The 19,349-nt window shown below is 64.7% G+C and carries 12 protein-coding genes; 4 read left to right on the top strand and 8 right to left on the bottom strand.

Annotated elements, in window-relative coordinates:
• Window positions 1-132 precede the first annotated feature (132 nt).
• The 3 genes from BS75_RS46715 to BS75_RS46710 all read right to left on the bottom strand — a co-directional run bounded on the left by BS75_RS46715 (window position 133) and on the right by BS75_RS46710 (window position 3,678).
• Window positions 133-720 (bottom strand): endonuclease domain-containing protein, encoded by a 588-nt coding sequence (locus BS75_RS46715; RefSeq protein WP_034089082.1) that lies wholly within the window; start codon window positions 718-720, stop codon window positions 133-135.
• A 553-nt stretch (window positions 721-1,273) separates the two neighbouring features.
• Window positions 1,274-2,020: an HNH endonuclease gene (locus BS75_RS48340; RefSeq protein WP_152645796.1), complete on the bottom strand. Its 747-nt coding sequence runs from the start codon at window positions 2,018-2,020 to the stop codon at window positions 1,274-1,276.
• Window positions 2,021-2,106: 86 nt separating this feature from the next.
• Window positions 2,107-3,678 (bottom strand): AAA family ATPase, encoded by a 1,572-nt coding sequence (locus BS75_RS46710; protein WP_081982432.1) that lies wholly within the window; start codon window positions 3,676-3,678, stop codon window positions 2,107-2,109.
• Between the two features lie 746 nt (window positions 3,679-4,424).
• Here BS75_RS46710 and BS75_RS18820 point away from each other — a divergent pair.
• The 3 genes from BS75_RS18820 to BS75_RS18810 all read left to right on the top strand — a co-directional run bounded on the left by BS75_RS18820 (window position 4,425) and on the right by BS75_RS18810 (window position 13,476).
• Window positions 4,425-7,901 carry a helicase-related protein gene (locus tag BS75_RS18820; RefSeq protein WP_160312247.1) on the top strand — a complete coding sequence of 1,159 codons (3,477 nt, stop codon included), beginning with the start codon at window positions 4,425-4,427 and terminating at the stop codon, window positions 7,899-7,901.
• A gap of 1 nt (window position 7,902) precedes the next feature.
• Window positions 7,903-10,614 carry a DUF1156 domain-containing protein gene (locus BS75_RS18815; protein ID WP_034093322.1) on the top strand — a complete coding sequence of 904 codons (2,712 nt, stop codon included), beginning with the start codon at window positions 7,903-7,905 and terminating at the stop codon, window positions 10,612-10,614.
• A 123-nt stretch (window positions 10,615-10,737) separates the two neighbouring features.
• A complete protein-coding gene (locus tag BS75_RS18810; RefSeq protein ID WP_160312248.1) occupies window positions 10,738-13,476 on the top strand; it encodes an ATP-binding protein in 2,739 nt (912 codons plus the stop codon).
• Window positions 13,477-13,777: 301 nt separating this feature from the next.
• Here BS75_RS18810 and BS75_RS49370 read toward each other — a convergent pair whose 3' ends face one another.
• From BS75_RS49370 to BS75_RS18790, 3 genes are all read right to left on the bottom strand, one after another.
• Complete coding sequence (locus tag BS75_RS49370) at window positions 13,778-14,035, bottom strand: hypothetical protein (protein WP_034089079.1); 258 nt, start codon at window positions 14,033-14,035, stop codon at window positions 13,778-13,780.
• Between the two features lie 105 nt (window positions 14,036-14,140).
• A complete protein-coding gene (locus BS75_RS50370) occupies window positions 14,141-15,091 on the bottom strand; it encodes a VOC family protein (protein WP_231607825.1) in 951 nt (316 codons plus the stop codon).
• On the bottom strand, window positions 15,091-15,984 hold the full coding sequence (locus BS75_RS18790; protein WP_034089078.1) for a ketopantoate reductase family protein: 894 nt from the start codon (window positions 15,982-15,984) through the stop codon (window positions 15,091-15,093). The genes BS75_RS50370 and BS75_RS18790 overlap by 1 nt, the downstream gene beginning before the upstream one ends.
• A gap of 223 nt (window positions 15,985-16,207) precedes the next feature.
• Between BS75_RS18790 and BS75_RS18785 the strand changes: the two genes are divergently transcribed.
• Window positions 16,208-17,107: a LysR family transcriptional regulator gene (locus tag BS75_RS18785; RefSeq protein WP_034089077.1), complete on the top strand. Its 900-nt coding sequence runs from the start codon at window positions 16,208-16,210 to the stop codon at window positions 17,105-17,107.
• Window positions 17,108-17,398: 291 nt separating this feature from the next.
• Here BS75_RS18785 and BS75_RS18780 read toward each other — a convergent pair whose 3' ends face one another.
• A complete protein-coding gene (locus BS75_RS18780; RefSeq protein ID WP_034089076.1) occupies window positions 17,399-18,391 on the bottom strand; it encodes an ABC transporter permease subunit in 993 nt (330 codons plus the stop codon).
• Window positions 18,388-19,287 (bottom strand): ABC transporter ATP-binding protein, encoded by a 900-nt coding sequence (locus tag BS75_RS18775; RefSeq protein ID WP_034089075.1) that lies wholly within the window; start codon window positions 19,285-19,287, stop codon window positions 18,388-18,390. The genes BS75_RS18780 and BS75_RS18775 overlap by 4 nt, the downstream gene beginning before the upstream one ends.
• Window positions 19,288-19,349: the final 62 nt, after the last annotated feature.

Genomic DNA, 19,349 nt, shown 5'->3' with positions numbered 1-19,349 from the left:
TCCGGAGACGCCTGCCTGCCGTGTCAGGGATGGGCTGCCGATGATTGTTCGATGCCCCATGGTTAAACCTGGGGGCGCCTCGACCGTCGAGATGGACCTCGTTCGAGGAGTCGTACCCATTCTTGCTCCTAGCTAGAACGCATCACCGAAAGAAAGCTGGCCCGGCGATTCTTGATCCGCCCGCGTCTTGCGGCCGTAGCGGAACCGGATTCCCAGCAATTCGGCAGGTGGGCGGACTCGATAGTTCAGAAATCGGCCGTCCGTGGTGTAGTGACCTTCGGACGAATTACACCAGATGCAAAGGTAGCCGCGCAGCATGCCAGTGGTGTGATCGTGGTCCTGAACCAGTCCGTATTTTTGGCGGCGGTGGCGGAGCGTGTATCGCTCCTCCTGCCACCCGCAGATGGCGCAGCGACCCTGCTGCCAGTCGAACAGGGAGGCGGTCTCCGAAGTCCAGTGTGATCCGCCCGTATTGGGGAGCGGCCAGAACCAGCATGCTGGCCAGATGTGTGGCAGCCAGCGGTAGACAAACGGCTCTGCCCATCGGCGCAGCAAGATCGCGGCTTCCCGCTCCTCGGCGGTCAGGCACTGGCGACAGGATGGTGTCCCGGCTGCGACGTGCCCGCCGCAGCCGACAGTGGCTGCACAGCGGGCCCCCGCACAGTCGCGCCTCACGACGGCTCGCGCATCCAGCACCCGCTGCACGAACTCAGGCGTCATGACAGAAGAGTTGCCGACCAACTGCCCCTCACAAGGTAGTCGCTCGATTACCTTACGTAAACGAGTCCGCTTGCATCATGACCGGCTGCACTGACAACTGGCCCAGTCCACCCTGAGGCGATCGGCTAGGTGCCGGAGGCTGAGAGAGGCCGAACGCCACTGCGGGCGAGGCTGGCACCCCATGCAGCAGTGCGGCGGGCCACCTGAGCCGTGAAGCCGTTGTGACCGGACGGGCCGGACGCAGCCGCTGTCGCTCGGCGGCCCGGCGATTCAGCCAGCGGACGCTCTCGGAGGTGTGGGAGATTGGGCCGTCTTGTCGGCCAGCGGCTTCCGTGGTTCATCAGGTACGACGTCGACCGTGCCCGCTACGGCGCGGTCGCGGGCGTCGCGCACCAGCGTCTTGAGGTGCTGGCTCTTAGTTAGACTCCTTTGTTAACGGCTGACGCCTGCCGATATCCGGAGCCGCAGTCATCCCCAAACCCTCACAATCAGGCGACCATAAGACGGTCTGGCCGGCTCAGAACGTCCTCTGAGGTCTCGTGAGAGCTTGCTGTTACTCCAAGGCGAAGCCTCCGTTGATGTACCAGGAACTGCTGGCCAAGGCCTGGTACATCGCAGCCCGCCACTGGTTGGGATTCTCCTCTGCCAAGCCTGCGGCCTCGTCCTGCAAGTAAGGGCCGACCATGGAAGGGGGCTTTCGTTTCAAGATGTACCGAAGGCTGCTCATCTCCTGTGCAGCTTGGGGTCCATAGAGGGCGGCCAGCCCGAACTTCCGGAAGTGCCCCAGTGCTCGGGTGGTGAGGACACTGTCCCATGCAGGTGGTGGCGACACGAAGAAAACGACAGAGGCAGGGGGTTCTTCGGTGAGATGCGCGAAGAGCCACTGGTCTTTTCCGACATCGTCGAAGTAGGGATGGAGCGTCTGGTCTAGGGTGCTTGTCGGACTGCTCTCGCCTTTAGTGGTATTGCAGCTGCGGCATGCTGGGACAAGATTGAACGGCACCACCGCCAATAGCGGATAGGCCATCTTCGGAAGCTGGTGGTCGAGGGTCCCAACATCGCGATGTCCGCACAGTGGGCAACGGCCGAAAGGTGCTGCCGCCATGATCCTGTCGTATTCGTCCCTCGCCGGGTGTTCCTTGCGTGACATGCGCCGTGTGTAGTTCTTCGTCAGCTCGGACCTGTCGACCTCGTCGGCGGGTTTATCTTTGAGATCGGCCAAGGTATAGAGGTGGCCAAGCATGGCTGCCGACTCAAAGCGGTCTGCTGCATTGACCACCTCCTCTTCGAGGGCAGCCAAACGTGCTCTGGTTTTTGGTACGGACTTGCTAATGCATTTCAGGTACGTTGCGCGGACGGAGAGGCTGGGAATTGGCAGTGGCCACATCAGGACTGCCCCTCCCCACCCAAAGGCTCGCCTGATTCTCGGATGGCGATAAGGGATCGAACGATGGCCTTGGCTTCTCCGCCAAGCTGACCCCCGAATCGACTGAGAATGCGCTCGTACGATAGTCCCCGGCGCACAGCAGTCTTCAGGTCACGATGGAATCCGGAGTCTGTGACCTCCAATCCGAAGACCTCATGGGTCAATACACCTACGTTCTCGCCGAATGTTTGAATGGTTGGGCGATCGGCCACCAATTGGTCGCCGTAACGCCGGAGCTTCCAGACACAGGATGCTGGAACTTCCTGGAGAACAACAGGCGAGTGGGTGGCGAGCACAGCCAGCCCGTTGCGTTCGGTGAGCAGGTCGGACAGGGCGCGAATGAATGCAGCTAGCAGGGGTGGATGTAGATGGGATTCAGGCTCGTCAAGAATGACTAGCGACCGCTCCGTGACGTGCTCTACCAGTCGAGTCAGAGTCAGCAATACAATTTTGTGACCAGAGCTGAGACCGGTGAACAACTGTCGGGCTTTTCTCCGGCGAACGTCGGCACTTGGCGTGGATCGGAAATCCTCCAGCCAGGACTCGTCAAGAAATCCGCTGCCAGAGTACTGCAAGGTCTGCAAAGCCTTCGTCCAGCGGTCGGCCCGCTCCCCAGTCAAACAGGCTTCCACGCTGTCCGCGAAGTCCTTCTTGAGCTGCCCAGGGGTCTTGACGCGCGGCGTCCCGGATCCAGGAGACGGAATCCTTAGTCCGACATATGCATAAGAGATAGCTACGTCGGCTTCATTGATAAGAGGGAATTCGTCGAAAGCACTGAAGGTGACGCTGACCAGATTCGCGAAAGAGCTGCGCGTTCCGCGGTTGTACTCTATGACCTGGCCGACCTCCCCTGGGTCGGCATCATATTCTCCAACGCTGCGGGTCAGACTGTGGAGGACGAACGACTTGCCGACACTGTTGCGACCGGTCAGTACGTGAATATTCGTGGATGGTCGAGATCCTGGTGTTACTTCAAACGGCAGAGTTACCGAATTTCCTCCGCTGCCGGAAGGAACTGGCGTCTCGTAGGCCACTTGGAATCCTGACACTCGAACGCCGCCTTGAGCGATCCGACGGAACTGCTCCTCGACGGCTGTCGGCTTCACAAAGCGCATGAGCGACTCGCGTGCGACTCTTTCATGCTGGACGCGGCTGAAGGTTCCTTCATCGAAGGCCATGTCCTTCAGCCCTCCCAGTACCGAAATGCGTACCGAGTCACCAAGCTCTCGCAGGCGTGCGTAGTACGAGTCGTCCTGGCCCAAGGAGAAGTGGCGCTCGCTGAGCACTTCGAAGGCCCCAGGTACTCGCACGACTTGGCCGGGCCCTGGACCGCTCTGGTCCAGCCCCGAGTGCATCCCAAGCTCGCCGATCTTCACCTCGCCGATCCCGTGCCGGTGACCGGCATCATCGAAGATCACCAAGTGAAACATGGTGACGAAGCCGAAGTCGTTCCAACGGTCTCGCACAAGCAGGGCCTGGGATCGCGCTTCCCTCGGCTGCGCCTCACCACGTTCCACGACCGTGAACTGCACGAATCCTCCCGCTCTGTCCGTCCGGGTTCCCCTGCGCCCGACGCTGCCACACTCGTGCAGTCGTACCACAGCAGGTCAGTTCAGATGCTAGGCACGTCTCGTCAGCCGACGCTGACCTCCAGATCTGCGAACTGCTTGTCGGCGAAGTGGTGTTGCGAGAGGCGTGCAAGGAGCCTGTCGCCCAGGGGCAGGGCCCGTCGACGGAGACCGACGCTCTTTATAGGGAGCTGGACGAGGGAGCTCTCTGTCTGCAGGTTGTGGAGCCAGTTGAGAAGGTCTCCGATCAGCTCGCATTGGTCGAGGGTTTGGCGGGACAGCCTTGAAGCTGTCCGCGGCATACAGCCCGAGATCGGATGTCTCCAGAACGCTCTGCTTGACCAGGCGCTGCTGCGGCGCGCGCTGTGCCCGTGGGAAGATGCCGAGGAAGCCATCAGGATCCACGCGGGCCGTGGCGCTGGGGCCACGACCGGACCAGTACGCATGGTGATCAGCCCCCCGCAAGCAGCGCGGCGACCAACCTGCTGCTGGCTTGTGTCCCCTGCGACCCCTCATCAGGCTGCTGGACCATCCCGAGACGACCTGGCCGGCCGCTCTACGTGATGAACGGAGCTGGTAGACACCCTGCGGACGTAGATCGCCCTGCGAGTCACGACTGCGGCGAAGGCATGACACTGTCATGTCGCTGGTATCGGCTAGGTTAGTGCGTGGCTGCTACGGGAGTGACGGAGGGACAGACCATGGATGATATGGGCGAGCGGGTCAGGAATCGCTTGATCATGCTCGATGGTCATTTTGCACACCCGGTGCGAGTGGAACACATTGAGCTAATTGGGAATGGCGTCTTTCTCCTTAGGGTTCGTCATGCCAATGGGGCGCCGGATGAAACCCAGGTGCTGGAGTCGGAGCTTGACGCCGCGCTCGCGAAGGCTGCGCCGGAATCCGAACTTGTAGATCCGCAGGACCTATTCCTTTGGGTAGAGTCCCAGCGCATCAAACATGCCTTTGCCCATGATCCGCTCTTCGCCGTTTCAATGAGTGGAGTCCGTGGCCTACCACATCAGATCGAAGCCGTCTATCGGCACATGCTGCCCCAGCCGCGACTACGATTTGTGCTTGCGGACGACCCTGGAGCCGGCAAGACGATCATGGCGGGGCTCTTGCTTAAGGAACTCAAGCTCAGAGGCGCAGTTGAGCGAATCCTGATCCTGAGTCCCGCGCCGCTGACCACTCAGTGGCAAGATGAGATGCTGGACAAATTCGACGAGCAATTCGAGATTATCTCCGGCGAGCAGGTTCGCTATCAATTGGGCCAGAGTCCCTGGCAGCGATTCCCTCTGGCTATCAGCAGCATTGATTTCGCCAAGCGTGACGATGTCCGTGATGAACTGCTCCGGGCGCAGTGGGATCTGGTCATTGTTGATGAGGCCCACAAAGCGTCAGCATTCACGAAGCGTGGTCGTGAAGAACGGATCGTGAAGACGAAGAGATACGTCCTGGTGGAAGGTGTAGCGCAACAAGCGGACCGGCTTCTGCTACTGACGGCTACGCCACACTCGGGTGACGAGGACAGGTTCACTCGTTTTCTGGGGCTGCTCGATCCTGACCAGTTCTCGACCCCCGACCTCGTGAAGAAGCAGATTTCCAACGACGGGAATCCGTACTTTCTGCGGCGCCAGAAAGAGGATCTCGTAGATGAGCATAATCATGCACTCTTTGTCGACAGGCATGTTCGGACGCAGCCATTCCAGCTCTCGACCGCAGAATATTCTCTGTACCAGGACGTCACTGAATATGTGAATACCTATCTAGGGGCCAGCGGAGGGTCGCGGGGCAACGCAGTCGCTCTTGCTCGCACTGTTCTCCAGCGCCGACTCGCGTCGAGCCTGGGCGCTATCCAGTCCTCGCTGGAGAGACGCGCCAACCGCTTGGGTGACCTGGTCGACCAGCTGGCCGTCATGTCCCCTGCGGATCGAAGCCGGCGCCTTGCCAGCCTGGGACGTATGCCTTCGGCGTCGGACTTCGACGACGACGGCGAGACGGAGTCCGACGATATCGACGAGATCGTGGATGACGCGCTTGCCACCGAGGTCAGTGGTGCTGAGCAGGTCTCTCAGCTTCGCGCCGAGGTGGCTGAGCTTCGCAAGCTCATCGCTCACGCTGACCGGGTCCGTGGCCAGGGCGACGAGCGGAAGCTCGTGGCTTTGCGGGAGTGCCTCGCGCGGGCTGAGTTCGAGGAGCTGCGCGATGGCCGCGGCAAGCTCCTTATCTTCACGGAACACCGTGACACCCTGGACTACCTTGAAGTGAACCTCCTGCGGCAGGGGTACTCCGTCTGCACCATTCACGGTGGTCACTCCCCGGCGGAACGCAAGCGGATCCAGCAGGACTTCCGGCAGAACAAGCAGATCTGCATCGCGACTGAAGCGGCTGGCGAAGGCATCAATCTGCAGTTCTGCCATCTCATGATCAACTACGACCTTCCGTGGAACCCGGTGCGCCTTGAGCAGCGGATGGGTCGGGTGCATCGCATCGGGCAGAGCGCTGACTGCTGGATCTTCAACTTCTGCGCCACGAATACTGTGGAGGGCGATCTGCTGGCGCGGCTGCACGCCCGACTTGAAGCGATGCGGGCCGACCTTGACGGCCGGGTCTATGACGTGATCGGCGAGCTCCTGACGATCAATGGCATCGACTTTGAGCGGCTGGTGAAGGAGACACTCGCTAATCCCACTCGGGCGAACAGGGATGCTGCCGTCGCTGCGATCAACCGGCTCAACCCCAAGAAGCTGGCGGAGTACGAGAGGGAAACAGGCATCGCCCTGGCCAAGAAGTATGTCGACATCGACTGGGTGCGAGGCCAGAACTTCCTCTCCGACGAGCGTCGGCTCATGCCGGAATACGCGGAAGCGTTCTTCCTCAGGGCCGCCAGCCGTCAGCGGCTGCGCGTCGAGCGCCGAGGCGACCAGCTGCTCCGTATCGAGCATGTTCCAGTAGCGCTGCGCAGTGAGGACCTTGCGGTGGTCAAGCGACGCGGTCGTCCGGAGTCGGAGTACCGCAAGCTTACGTTCAGGAAGGAGGAGCGGAGCCGGGTCGAGCACGAGGACGCGGTGCTGTGCTCGCCGGGGCACCCCCTGTTTGCGGCGCTTGCTGAGTCCTTGGAACGTGATCTTGCCGCAGAGAACGTCCCACAGGGAACTGCGGCGTTCGTCGACCCAGGCGCCCGCGCCCCGTACTTCGTGCATCTGTTCGCCTATGAGGTGATCGGGGAGGACGTTCGAGGTGCCTCGGAGCTGGCCTTCGCCGAGGTCGTTGCCGTAATAGAGGACCACGACGGCCTTCACCGCGGCCCGGCGGATGTCCTTCACACGCTCACGCCCGCAGATCCCATGGAAGCGCGGGGAGCGGCCACGCTGCCACCGGAGAAAATCAAGAGTGCCACCGACTGGCTTCGCGTCGAGATCCAGCTCGCGCGAAGCACGGCTGAACGCAACAGCCGTCTGGATCAGGCCAATCTCCGGGCCTCCTATCTTGGGGAGGCGATGGACGCCCAGAAGCGGCGGCTGGAGAGCCGATGGGACACCTACGACGGCAAGGTAGCTGCCGGTGACGACTCGTACCGGCTCCAGCGTGACAACGCCGATCGCCAGCTGAAGGAGCTGAAGCACCGGCGAGCCTCCAAGCTGGAGTCCCTAAGCCGACTCGGGGTGGTGCGCCCCGGCAAAGTGACGCACCTCGGATCCGCCTCTGTTGTGCCTCCCAGGGCCCCGAAGCACCCCGACGTCGACGTCATGCGTGCCAACAGCAAGGAGGTCGAGGAAGCGGCGGTCGCGGTCGCGATGGCCTTCGAGGCCGCGCAGGGATGGGCCCCCGAGTACCTCGGGCACCTGATGGACGGCAGTGGCTTCGACATCCGCTCCTCACGAACCCTTCCGGGTGGGGAAACGCAGGTCCGCCGGATCGAGGTGAAGGGCCGCGATGCCGCGTCCGGGGACGTGGGCCTGTACAGGACGGAGTGGTATGCGGCCCAGAGGTGGGCGGCTGGCTTCTGGCTTTACGTCGTCTACAGCGCGACGACCACTCCGGTGCTGATGCGGGTGCAGGACCCGTTCCACACGCTGCCGAACGTCTCCGAGATCCGGCAAGTTACTGGCTATCGCGTGCCGGGAGCTAGCATTCGAGCACACGCGGTTGTAGACACGAGGGCTGCGGAGCGAGAGGCATAGCGTGCGGGACAGCAGGGACAAGCGGCTCATCGAGGATGTCATCCCGATCGACGTCATCAGCCGGACGAGCGCCAGCGAGAAGGTGGGAGGCCGAGTCGGCCATCCGGCTTCTTTGCACCTGTGGTGGGCTCGTCGGCCGCTCGCTGCCTCGCGCGCCGCTGTTTACGCTGCCCTTGTGCCGGCCGAGGGCCGGACCCGCACCCTAGAGGAGGAGTCGAGCTTCTTCGACGCGCTCTGCACATGGGGTGCCGACGACAATGCCATCCGCACAGCACGCAACGAGGTGCTCGCGGCCAGCGAGGACGGTCCGCCGAAGGTCGTGGATCTCTTCTCCGGCGGAGGAGCCATCCCCCTTGAGGCGCTCCGCCTGGGGTGTGAGGTCACAGCCAATGAGCTGAACCCGGTGGCTCATCTCATCGAGCGGATGCTGATGGAGTTTCCGCAGAAGTACCCCGGACTCGCCGATGACGTGCGCCAGTGGGGCCAGACCTGGATCGACGCGGCCTGGCGTGACCTGTCCGACTTCTACCCGACGGTCGATGGTGGTACAGGCCAGCAAGAGCTCAGTACCGAACAGAGCGAGCGACGCCTTCCCTTCGCGTACCTGTGGACACGTACGGTGCGTTGCCCGAACCCGGCCGCGCCCGAGCACGATGCTCATCTGGTGCGGCAGACCTGGCTTGGGCGCAAAGAGAACCGGCTGGTCGCGCTCAAGCCGGTGGTCGACCAGGACTCGATGTCGCTCAGCTACGAGGTGGTCCGGGGGGCGACACAGGCTGATCTTGGGTTCGACCCGGCTGAGGGCTCGCGCGGCGGCGAAGTGACCTGCCGCATTTGCGGCGCTCCGGTGACCAGCAAGCACGTCAAGGACGAGGCCCGAGCGGGGCGAATGGGTACAGCACCGCTGGCAGCCCTTGCAGCAAAGCTTGGCCGTCGGCGAGGGCGAGACTACCTGGCAGTCGGGGAGTACGAGCTCCCCGACGACGCGGCGTGCTTGAAGCGCCTTGAGGAACTGGCGATCGAGCCGCTTGACGAGCCGCTCCCCGGGACCATGCGCATCACGGGCGGTACGTGCATGGTCTACGGGTTCTCCAAGTACCGCGACTTGTTCACCCCGAGGCAGCTTCTTGCTCTGAGTACTCTGGCTGCAGGCATCCGCACAGTACACGACAACGCCTGCGCCCAGGGCATGGAGCCAGGGCGGGCAGGTGCGATGTCAACTGCCTTTGCCATGGCACTGAACCGAGTCGCAGATCGTCTGTCGAACCTTTGCCGGCTTGACACGAAGAACGAGGGCGGAACCAACACCTTCGCGCGCCAGGCGCTGCCGATGGTCTGGGACTTTCTTGAGGCTAACCCCTTCGCGGGGGCCTCCGGGGATGTGCGTAAGTACCTCAAGGAGACTGCCGACCTCATCGAGGGGTTGGCGACGCTCCCCACTGCTGCCACCTGCGTGCGGGGATCCGCAGCGTCCCTACCGCTGCCCAGCGACTCACAGGACGCGGTTATCACAGACCCGCCCTACTACGACAACATCTCGTACGCGGACCTCTCCGACTTCTTCTACGTCTGGCTGAAGAGGTCGGTTGGCTTCCTGTACCCCACCGACCTTGGTGGGGAGCTGACTCCGAAGAAGAGCGAGGCAGTCGTCGCTGCCTATCGCCACTCCGGTAGCAAGATCGATGCTCGCCGACACTACGAAGACCTCATGGAGAGGTCATTCAAGGAAGCACACAGGGTACTCAAGCCAGGCGCACCACTCGTCTGCGTATACGCGCACAAGACCACCTCGGGGTGGTCCAGCCTGGTGGAGGCCCTCAGAGGTGCGGGATTCACGATCACCGAAGCATGGCCGCTCGACACTGAGATGCCCGAAAGAGCCGTAGGCCGCGGAACGGCCAGTCTGGCCTCATCTATCTTCCTGGTAGCGCGAAAGCGCCAGCCCGACGCAGGCGTAGGTAGTGAAGCCGAGGTCATGGCGGAACTCGGCCAGATCATTCAGGAGCGGCGAGCGCGCCTGGAAGAGCTGGGCATTACGGGTTCGGATCTGGTAATTGCCACGGTAGGGGCTGGTCTGCGAGCACTGACCCGATACGACCGCGTCGAACAGGACAACGGCGAGGTGCTCCCTGCCGAGACGTTCTTGGAAATGGTCCAGAGTCGCGTGCTTGACGAGATCGTCGAGGGCCTGGCCGGCGCTGACCCTATTACCCGTTACTACTTGGCGGCCCAGTTCTCCCACGGCTATGCGGCCGTTCCCTTTGATGAGGCTAATAACCTCGCCCGTATGGCGGGTGCCAACCTCGATGGATCTGGCGGCCTGACGACCGGTTCGAACCCGCTCGTGTCCAAGGTCAAATCGACTGTTGTTCTCCGAGACTTCGAAGACCGTGGTGACGATGCTCGATTGGGGCAGCCAGATACTGAGCCCAGCGGCACGATGCCGCTCTACGCGATCGAGTCGGCGGCCGTTCCGCCTCTCATCGATGTCGCGCATGCCGTCCTTTGGCGCGCAGAGCATCGGCCGGCGGACATCCGCCCGTACATGATGTCGGTGAACGTTGATGTTGTCGCGCTCCGCCAGGTTATCCAGACCCTGGCCGGGCGGGCACTGCGCTCTAGCTCAAGCGAAACAAAAAGCCGAGAGTCGAGTGCTGCCGAACGACTTTTGGTGTCATGGAAGACGATCGTCGGTGAACGAGGGCTCGTCTGAGGTGCTGACCGTCCGCAATGTTGATGCACAGGGGGTTGGAACGCTATGAGTTCGAGTTATCGGTTGTCGCCTTGGACACAGGTTGCACGGCCACACGACGATGTGGCCGCAGGCGTTCTGGACATGGGGACCTACGCAGCCAACCTTGCTGGAGTCTTCAGGCGCCGGCAAGGTATCGCACCTGTCTACATGGATGCCGGCAGGTTCTACCAGGCGACCTACCTCACTGTGAAGATGGGGGAGCTGCTCAGGGACGTCATGGACGTCCTTTCAGGGGGAACTGGCTCCCACGTCCTGCAACTCCGCACCCCCTTTGGCGGCGGCAAGACTCACAGTCTTGTCGCACTTCTCCACCTGGCTCGTGACCGTGCGGCCTCTGTGGGGGCCTGCTCTGAGCTGAAGGACATTGCCGACCCTGGCGACGTTCAGATTGCTGTGCTGTCTGGCGAAGAACTTGACCCGCTGTCCCCGATGCGAGCAACGGGCGTGGAGACGCACACACTCTGGGGGGAACTTGCTGCGCAACTCGGACGATACGAGCTCGTAGAGCAGCATGACCTGACCGGATCTGCCCCTGGCGGAGATGTTCTTCGACAAGTCATTGGCGACGGGCCGACCCTTATCCTCCTCGATGAGGTTCTGATCTACGTCGAGAAGGCCATGGCGCTTCCGCGTGGGGAGTCCACTGCTGGTCGCCAGGCAATGCTTTTTGTCCAGGCACTTACGGAGGCCATCAGCGCTCAGCCGCAGGCTGCGATGGTCTATAGCCTTCAGGCGAGTGTCGGCGAGGCCGTTGGTGCCGAGGGATTGTTGAGTGACCTGGACAAGCTCGTTGCCCGGGTTGATGCGAAGCGCGAGCCCGTCTCCGGCGACGAAGTTCTCCGGGTTGTTCAGCGTCGGCTCTTCGCAGAACTCGGTGATGAGGCTATCCACAAGGAGGTTGCGCGATCCTATTCCGATCTCCTTCGGAAGCAGTTGCTCGCCACTGCGGAAAGTGGCGATGCGCGCCGAGAGGCTGAAGTCACCGCAGACTCCCTTGAGCAGCGCATCCTGGCTGCCTATCCCCTGCACCCAGAGCTGCTGGATCTCATGTATCACCGTTGGGGGACGCTGCCTTCATACCAGCGAACCCGTGGTGCGTTGCAGTTCCTTGCGGCCGTCGTCCACGCTTTGTGGAGGGACGGGGCTAAGAGCCCGCTCATCGGGCCAGGTGACATCGATTTCACGGATGAGGCATCCCGGGGCTCCTTCTTCTCCCAGGTTGGTGAGAGGGAGCGGTATACGTCAGTGCTGTCGAGCGACATCACTTCTGACGGCGCCGGGTGTGCGACGGTCGACCGTGCCCTCGGCGCAGACAGCCCGATGATCGCGCAGCTTCAGGTGGGGACGCGTGTCGCCACCGCTATTATGCTGTATAGCTTCGGGGCGCGAGAGGGGGAAGACCGCGGCGTCCTCGAATCGGATCTTGTGCGAAGCGTCCTCGTTCCGGGCTTGACTCGAAACGTTGTTATCTCTGGTTTGCATGACCTCCGCGAGGAGGAGCTCTATCTCCACTACACGGGGCGACGCTACCGTTTCGAGCCAACTCCCAACCTGACGAAGCTCGTGCGCGATGAGGCTAGCAAGCTAAATTCCAAGGAAGTTCTTACGGAGGTTCGCGCAGAGCTAGAGAAGCAGCTGCAGGGAAGCCAGGGCGTGGCCCTGTGGCCGGAATCGCCTGGCGGTATTGCCGACGAGCGACCCCTGTTCACGGTCGCGTATCTGCATCCGGATTGGTCTGAGGATCGTGACCCGCAGTCCAAGTTCGTTGAACAGGTTAGTAAGGGAAGCCCTCGGCGTTATAGGAACGGCCTTGCCCTCGTGCTCCCGGACAAGGCCCAGTTCGACATCGCCCGTCATGCCATCCGCTTGCGTATGGCAGCCGAATCACTTCTGGGTCAGGCTCGAAAGTACAACTTCAGTACCGAGCAGGTCGAGGAACTCCGGGATAAGGCCGGCAACGCGCGACGTGACGGCTCTGCGGCTATTGGCGCCGCATACGGTACCGTCGCTATTCCTACGCGCTCACGAAAGGGCGACACGCCTTACGTCCTTGAGCCTTCGGATCTCCGGACGATGCTGGCCGCAGGCCGATCTCTTCATGAGCGGGTAGTGGAGGCTCTCAGTCAGCGTGTGTTCGGGTCCATCACGACCGCGAAGCTTGTCGCCCTCGCAGGGTTGGGGCCTGACCGCAAGGCGGTTGCCTGCGCGGAACTCGTGGACTGGTTCTACAGCTACTACGAGTTCACTAAGCTCTGGGACAAGAAGGTCATCGCTTCCGCGATCGCAGGTGCGGTCTCATCCTCCGAGCTCGGTTACGTAGTTGGGCTCACTCGGGAAGAAGAGGAGATCGTTCCGAGGGACAAGCGCCAAGTCCGGTTCGGTGATCGAATCAGGGCTGATGAGATCGACCTTTCAGACGACTCGGCGATCCTTTGGCACGACTACGCTCGTGCTCTGTTGCAGTCGACTACCGAGCCGGCACCTCACACTCCCGAAGCAGGCGAACCGGCAGGGACTGAGCAGCGGTCTGATCCGCAGCCGACGCCGACGGGCCCGCAAGGAGAGGCATCAGGCACTGGCGCTGCTGGGGCTGGCGAACCGAGCGATTCGGTGCGCGTGGTCGATATTAAGGCCACTATTGAACGGGATGGCCTTTTCAGGCTCAATCAAGCCCTCACCTGGCTCAGGGAGCAAAAAGGCCCGGTGAAGATCGAGATTGGTATCCATGCTGAAGGGGAGTTCAACCGAGTTGCCTTTCGCAATGGCTTGGTGGAACCTCTCGAAGAGGCCACAGAGGATCTCGACATCGATGTGCGTTAGACCGGCCGTACAGTGACCTGGCTTCGCGCCCGCGAGGTACCCGCCAGGTGGGTCTGCGGGGCCGTTCGGGGTACGGATTCAGTACACATGAGGGTGAGAAACGACGGCATCCCGGCAGAGTCACCGAGAGCGATTTTCGCAGGTCAGACGCCCAGTCAGTTGGATTTATGCAGGTCAGGGGCTTGCTCGGGGAAAACTTGTAAAGCGGGGGTCGTCGGTTCGAACCCGACAGGGGGCTCCAAATCGGGACACAATTTCAGGGCATACCGGACATTCGATCGGGGTGTGACCTGAGCCCGCTCTAAGCGGGGGTCATGTCCGTTGAGTCGCCGCCCTGCATGAAGGTGCAGCTCAGAAGCCCCTTTGGTCGTTCGGGGCCGGTGTGGGTGAGCCCCGCTTCGCGAAGGCGGTGGTCATGCGTTCGGTGGTTCCACTCGACCCGTGCGTCCACCTCACCGATCTGGACGGTCTCGACACCTTCCGCCGGATCCGCGACGAGCATCTGGACCCCGCCCGCCCACCGGCCTGCTCCCTGGTGGAGGTCGCTGGACTGGTCCACCCGGCTCTCCGTGTCGCGCGGGCTCGCGGCCGACGGCTGGGTGCATCCGCGACTGGTGACGACACGGTGGCGTGCTGCCCCCCGCGCTCGCGCCCTGGGGGCGCGTCAGGTGTAGGTGGAGATTTCGATCAGGTTGCCGTCCGGGTCGCGCAGATAGGTGCTCAGGATCGGGCCGAGGGCGCCGGTGCGCGGTACGGGGCCCTCGGCCAAGGGTGTGCCGCAGGCAGCCAGGTGGGCCAGCACCTGATCCTGCGGGGTCTCGGTGATCAGGCAGAGGTCGGCGCTGCCGGGGGTCGGTCGGGCGGCGTGGGGGACGAGTTCGCGGCTGGCCGGGTGGAGGTTGATCTTGCTGTTGCCGAAGGCCAGCGCGCGGCGCCCGTTCCCGAAGGTGACGGGTCGCATGCCGAGGACCCGCTGGTAGAAGGCGATGGTCCGCTCGACGTCGGTGACGGTCAGCACCAGGTGGTCCAGGCCGCTGATCGCGATCCCCGGCTCGGGGGTGTACCGGACGAGCTGCTCGGCGCAGGCGTTCCACGCCGGCGCGGACAGCAGATCGCATGAGCGGGCGAACAGGCGGTACAGGGACGGGCCGTGGCGTTCGGCCAGTTCGGCGTTGTGGGCCAGCACGTCGAGCTCGTTGGCGGCCGTGATCTCCAGGACCGCGCCTACGTCCGCCTCGGTCGGGGTGTGTTCGCGGCCTGTGAAGCGGTCGCGGAAGACCACGGGGTGTCCGTTGCCCAGGCGTGGGTAGACGGCGGCTCGGTCGCAGCTCGCGTACAGGTACACCAGGCTCTCCGCACGTTCGCCGATCAGTTCGGCGAGCACCTGGCGCTCGGCGGTGTCCAGGAGCGACCCGTCGAACCCGTCCGTTCCGTACGCGGCGTGGCACAGCCCCGCGAGCTGGACGGCCGGTTCGGCGCCCCAGGTGGAGAGCAGGTGGTTGACGCGGCGCAGGTGGTCCAGGAGCGTGCCGCCGGGGTGGGGCATCCTGTCGGCGCCGCGGGCGGACAGGAACTCCTCGATCCGGGGCCACTGTGCGGGGGAGGACCACTCCATCAGGAGGCCCGCTGTTCGGATTGCGATACCTCGGCGACCAGCCGGGCGGTGGCCGGGGTGGCGATGCCGTGGGCGGCTCCGGCGCGGAGTACGGCTCCGCCGATGGCGTCGAGTTCGAGCGGACGGCCGGCCTCGGCGTCGCGCTGCATCGAGGACTTCATCGGCCCGGGGACGCGGTCGAAGAAGGAGAGCAAGCCCTCGGCGGTCACCGGTGTGCCGGCGGCGCGGGCTACGGCCGTGATCTCATCGAGGACGGTGAGCAGTTCGGGGCGGTGCCGATCACGGACGGTGTCGACGTCGGTCCGGTGGCGGGTGGTCAGCAGGGCGAACGGGGCGAGGAAGGCGAGCTTGTCCCAGAGCATCGCGCTCTCGTCCTCGCGTAGGGTCACGCCCAGGCCGGCCTGCCGCAGATGGTCCGCGAACTCTTCTACGGGGGCGGCGAGTTCGAGGTTGGCGAACGGAGTGGTGTGGACGATGCGGCCGGGTGCGGTCCGGGTGGCCTCGATCCGGATGGTGCCCGCGACGACCTGGGCCGAGGGGAAGTGCTCGCGCAGTACGGCGAGGTGGTCGAGGCCGTTGAGCAGTGGGACCACGACCGCCGTGCCGAGCACCTCGGCCGGGACGCGGTCGAGCGCCTCGGCGAGCGCCGTCTGCTTGACCGTCACGAAGACGGCGTCCACCGGCTCGCGCAGCTCGGTGTCGGCCTCCACCGCCGCGGTGAACTCCCCGTACTGGTCGCTGTCGACGCGCAGCCCCTGCTGGCGCAGCACGGTGACGGTCTGCTCCCCGGCCAGGCAGACGATGCGGTGTCCGGCGCGGGCGAGCAGTGCGCCGATCATGCCGCCGACACCGCCGGGGCCGAGAATCGCCACTGTCAGCTTGGTTGTGCTCACGTGTGCTCCTGTCCTGGGAAACCAAGGAGTCGAGAGTCCGGGAGGCCGGAAAGTTGGTCGGGCCTGTGGCGGGTCGACACCCGCCCGTGTCGGGATCGCGTCCGGACCGCGATGGAGACACGGGCGGGTTGCCGCCCTGGGCCCAGGACGATGATCAAGCCTGGTGGGACCCAAGTCAATCCACGGGTTTACTGGGAAGAACCCAAGCTTAAGCTTGGGTCTCGTGACTCTTGACGATCTCCGTGTCTTCGCGATGGTCTGCCGAACCGGTTCGCTGAGCGCCGCCGCCCGTGACCTGGGCTGCACGCAATCGGCAGTCAGCCAGCACGTGAAGCGACTTGAGCGGGAGCTGGGGCTCAGCCTGCTCGAACGCCATCCGCGAGGGGTGGCGCCGACCCCGGCAGGGCGGCTGCTGCATGCGGCGGCGACCGAGGGCCTGGGGCGCATCGATCAGGCCGTGCGCCGGATCGAGGAACTCGCCCGTGCGGAGGGCGGATCGGTGCGGGTCACCACCGGTGCCACGACCGTCCGGCACTTCATGGCTGCCGCCGTGGTCGACTTCCGTCGGCGCTTTCCGCGGGCCAGCCTCGAATTCCAGACCGAGACGTCCAGCCGTGGCTGCTTCGACGCGCTCGCCGCCGGCGCGGTGGACCTCGCCTGGATCACCCTGCGGCGGGAGGGCGGTGCCGTGGAGCAGCGGCCCGTCGTCCACCTGCCCTGGTCGCTCGCCGTCACGGCGGGTGACCCGCTCGCTGCCAAGCCCTTCATCGAGCCCGCCGACCTGCAGGACGCCCGGCTCATCGGACTGCCCGAGAACTCGACCGCGCGCACCCAACTCGGCTCGTGGCTCGCCGAATCGGGCATCCGGCCGATCTTCGACACCAGCGTCACCGACTGGGACACCGCGATTCTGCTGGCCGAGCTCGGGCTCGGTCACGCGGTCGTCCCGACCTTGCCCGAATGGACCGACCGCAGCCACCCCGACCTGCGGCTCATCCCGATCCCCGCGCTCCCCCCGCTCACCGCCGGCTGGGCCGTCCGCCGCTGGGACGCTGTCTCCCCGCTGGCCCGCGCCTTCGCCGACACAGTTGCCCACCACTGCGTCGGCCTGGGCGGTCAGTGAAGAAGGTGATCGGTCGGTCGCGCCACCTCGCGGCGGCGGGACGGTGCACGAACGCGTTGAACGGGCCGATCGGATCTCCTTCGGCCGTGGCCGCGGCGGTCCCCGCTTCCCCGGCCCACGGCACCACCTCGGCCCGTATCCGTCGCTGGGCGGCGAGCTGGTCCTCGGGGAGCGGACCGCGGGCGGCCCGGGGCAGTCGCCCGCCCCAGTCCCGGTCTGCGGTCGATGGCTGGGCGGTGCCGGTCATGACGCGGCGAAGCCGGTGATGGGGTCGGACAGGGCCTGGGGCTATCAGTTGAGTCGGCCGCGGATCCGCCAGAGGCACAGGCCCGCCAGGATCACAGCGGTCAGGGCGTAGAGCCCCGACTCGTACCACTGGAAGCTCCAGTAGCGGCGAGCGGGCTGCACGGTCACGTTCACGTGCAGGTCCGCCTTGGTCAGGCAGCTGAGCGTCACGGACTGGACCGAGGTGTTGATGCAGTTCGCGTACATGGCGGAGTGGCCGATGCTCTCCCCTGCGGAGTTGAACATGGGGCTGGTCGACACCACCCAGTCCCCGCTGGGCACTTTCAGGCCCCCGACGGTCCCGTACTGCCCGAGGAAGTTCACGGTCGCGAGCTCCGACGATGTGAGCTGCACCGACGTCCTGACGGGTGGGACGAGGTCCGGTCGGACCACGCTGGGGACGGTGATCTGGACGACGGCGAACAGCACCGCGGCCAGCGCCATGGCCGGCAGAGTGCGGCGGATGAACAGTCCCAGGGTCACCCCGAGGGCGCAGGCGAAGGCGGCGTAGGCGACCGGCGCGATATTGCGCGCGGCGAAGAGCGCAGGAGTGAACCTGTCCGCCTCGACCTGGTCGAACGGACTTGCGGCCCACGTCAGCAGCAGGCTGAGCAGGCCGGCTACGGCCATGCTGCTCAGGCCCACGACGCCGAGCTTGACGAGCAGCCACCGCTTGCGGGTCACGCTCTGGTTCCACACGAGGCGGTGGGTGCCCAGTTCCAGCTCGCGGGTGATCAGCGGGACGCCCCAGAACATGGCGAGGATGCCCGGGACGATGAGCAGGAAGTAGCTCAGCAGGGAGACCTGGACGTAGTACTGGCTCGTGAACGAGGCCAGCAGTCCAGGGCAGTTGCCATGGCTTCGGCACTGGGAGAGCACGCTGTCGTGCTTGCTCCGGATCTGCAGGCCGAGCGTCACCAGGTAGCTCCCGAGCAGGAGCACGGCGGCCAGTGCGGCCAGAGCCTGGGTGCGGAACTGGCGCCAGGTCAGCCAGATCATCGTCGCGCCTCCGAAACCGTCGCTGCTGAACGGCCGGTCGGTCCGCTCGCCCTGGTCATGTAGGCCAGCACCAGGTCTTCGAGTTCGATGCTCTCGACGTGCCAGTCGACGGGCGGCAGCGGGCCGTCCGCGTGCACGACCAGGGCGCTCCCGCTCGGGGTGCGGTCGGCCGCGATGGCCTGGACCCCTGGCGGAAGACCGGCGGGATCGCCGTGGCCGCCGGTGAACCGGTAGTGGCTCGCGAGCAGGTCCTGCACCGTACCCGCGACCTGCACCCGGGCGTCGGCCAGCACGATCAGGTAGTCGCAGACCCGTTCCACATCGGCGAGCAGGTGCGAGGAGAGGATGGCACTGGCACCCAGGTCGGCGACGAACTCCATCAGATTCTCCAGGAACCCGCGCCGGGCCAGGGGATCGAGCGCGGCGGCGGGCTCGTCGAAGATCAGCAGTTCGGGCCGCTTGGCGACGGCGATGGTCAGGGCGAGTTGGGCGCGCTGGCCGCCGGAGAGCCGGCCCGCCCGCTGCCGGGGGTCCAGGCCGATCTGTTCGATCCTTCGCTGCGCCAGTGCCCCGTCCCAGGCCGGGTTGAGCTTGGCGCCCATGCGCAGGTGCTCCGCGACGGACAGCCCGGCGTACACCGGCGTGTCCTGCGCGACGAAGCCGACCTTGGGCAGGAGCGCCGCGTCGGCGGCGGGGCGCGCGCCCAGCACGCGGATCGTGCCCGAGGTCGGTGCGATCAGCCCGCAGGCCAGCTGGAGCAGCGTCGACTTACCCGCGCCGTTGGGCCCCACCAGGCCGACGACCCGTCCCTGCGGGATGTTCAGGTCACAGCCGGTCAGGGCCGGGCGGCGGCCGTACCGCTTGCCCAGCCCATCGGCTTCCAGCACTGCGGTCATGTGTTCTCTCCGTCGGAGGCGACGTTCTCGTGGACAGGACCCCGACCCGCCGGTCGGAGCTG

The sequence above is a fragment of the Streptacidiphilus albus JL83 genome (assembly GCF_000744705.1).
In the GTDB taxonomy this organism is placed as follows: Bacteria; Actinomycetota; Actinomycetes; order Streptomycetales; family Streptomycetaceae; genus Streptacidiphilus; species Streptacidiphilus albus.
The sequence above is the reverse complement of the archived record's forward strand: the minus strand, read 5'-3'. Positions and strand labels throughout refer to the sequence as shown.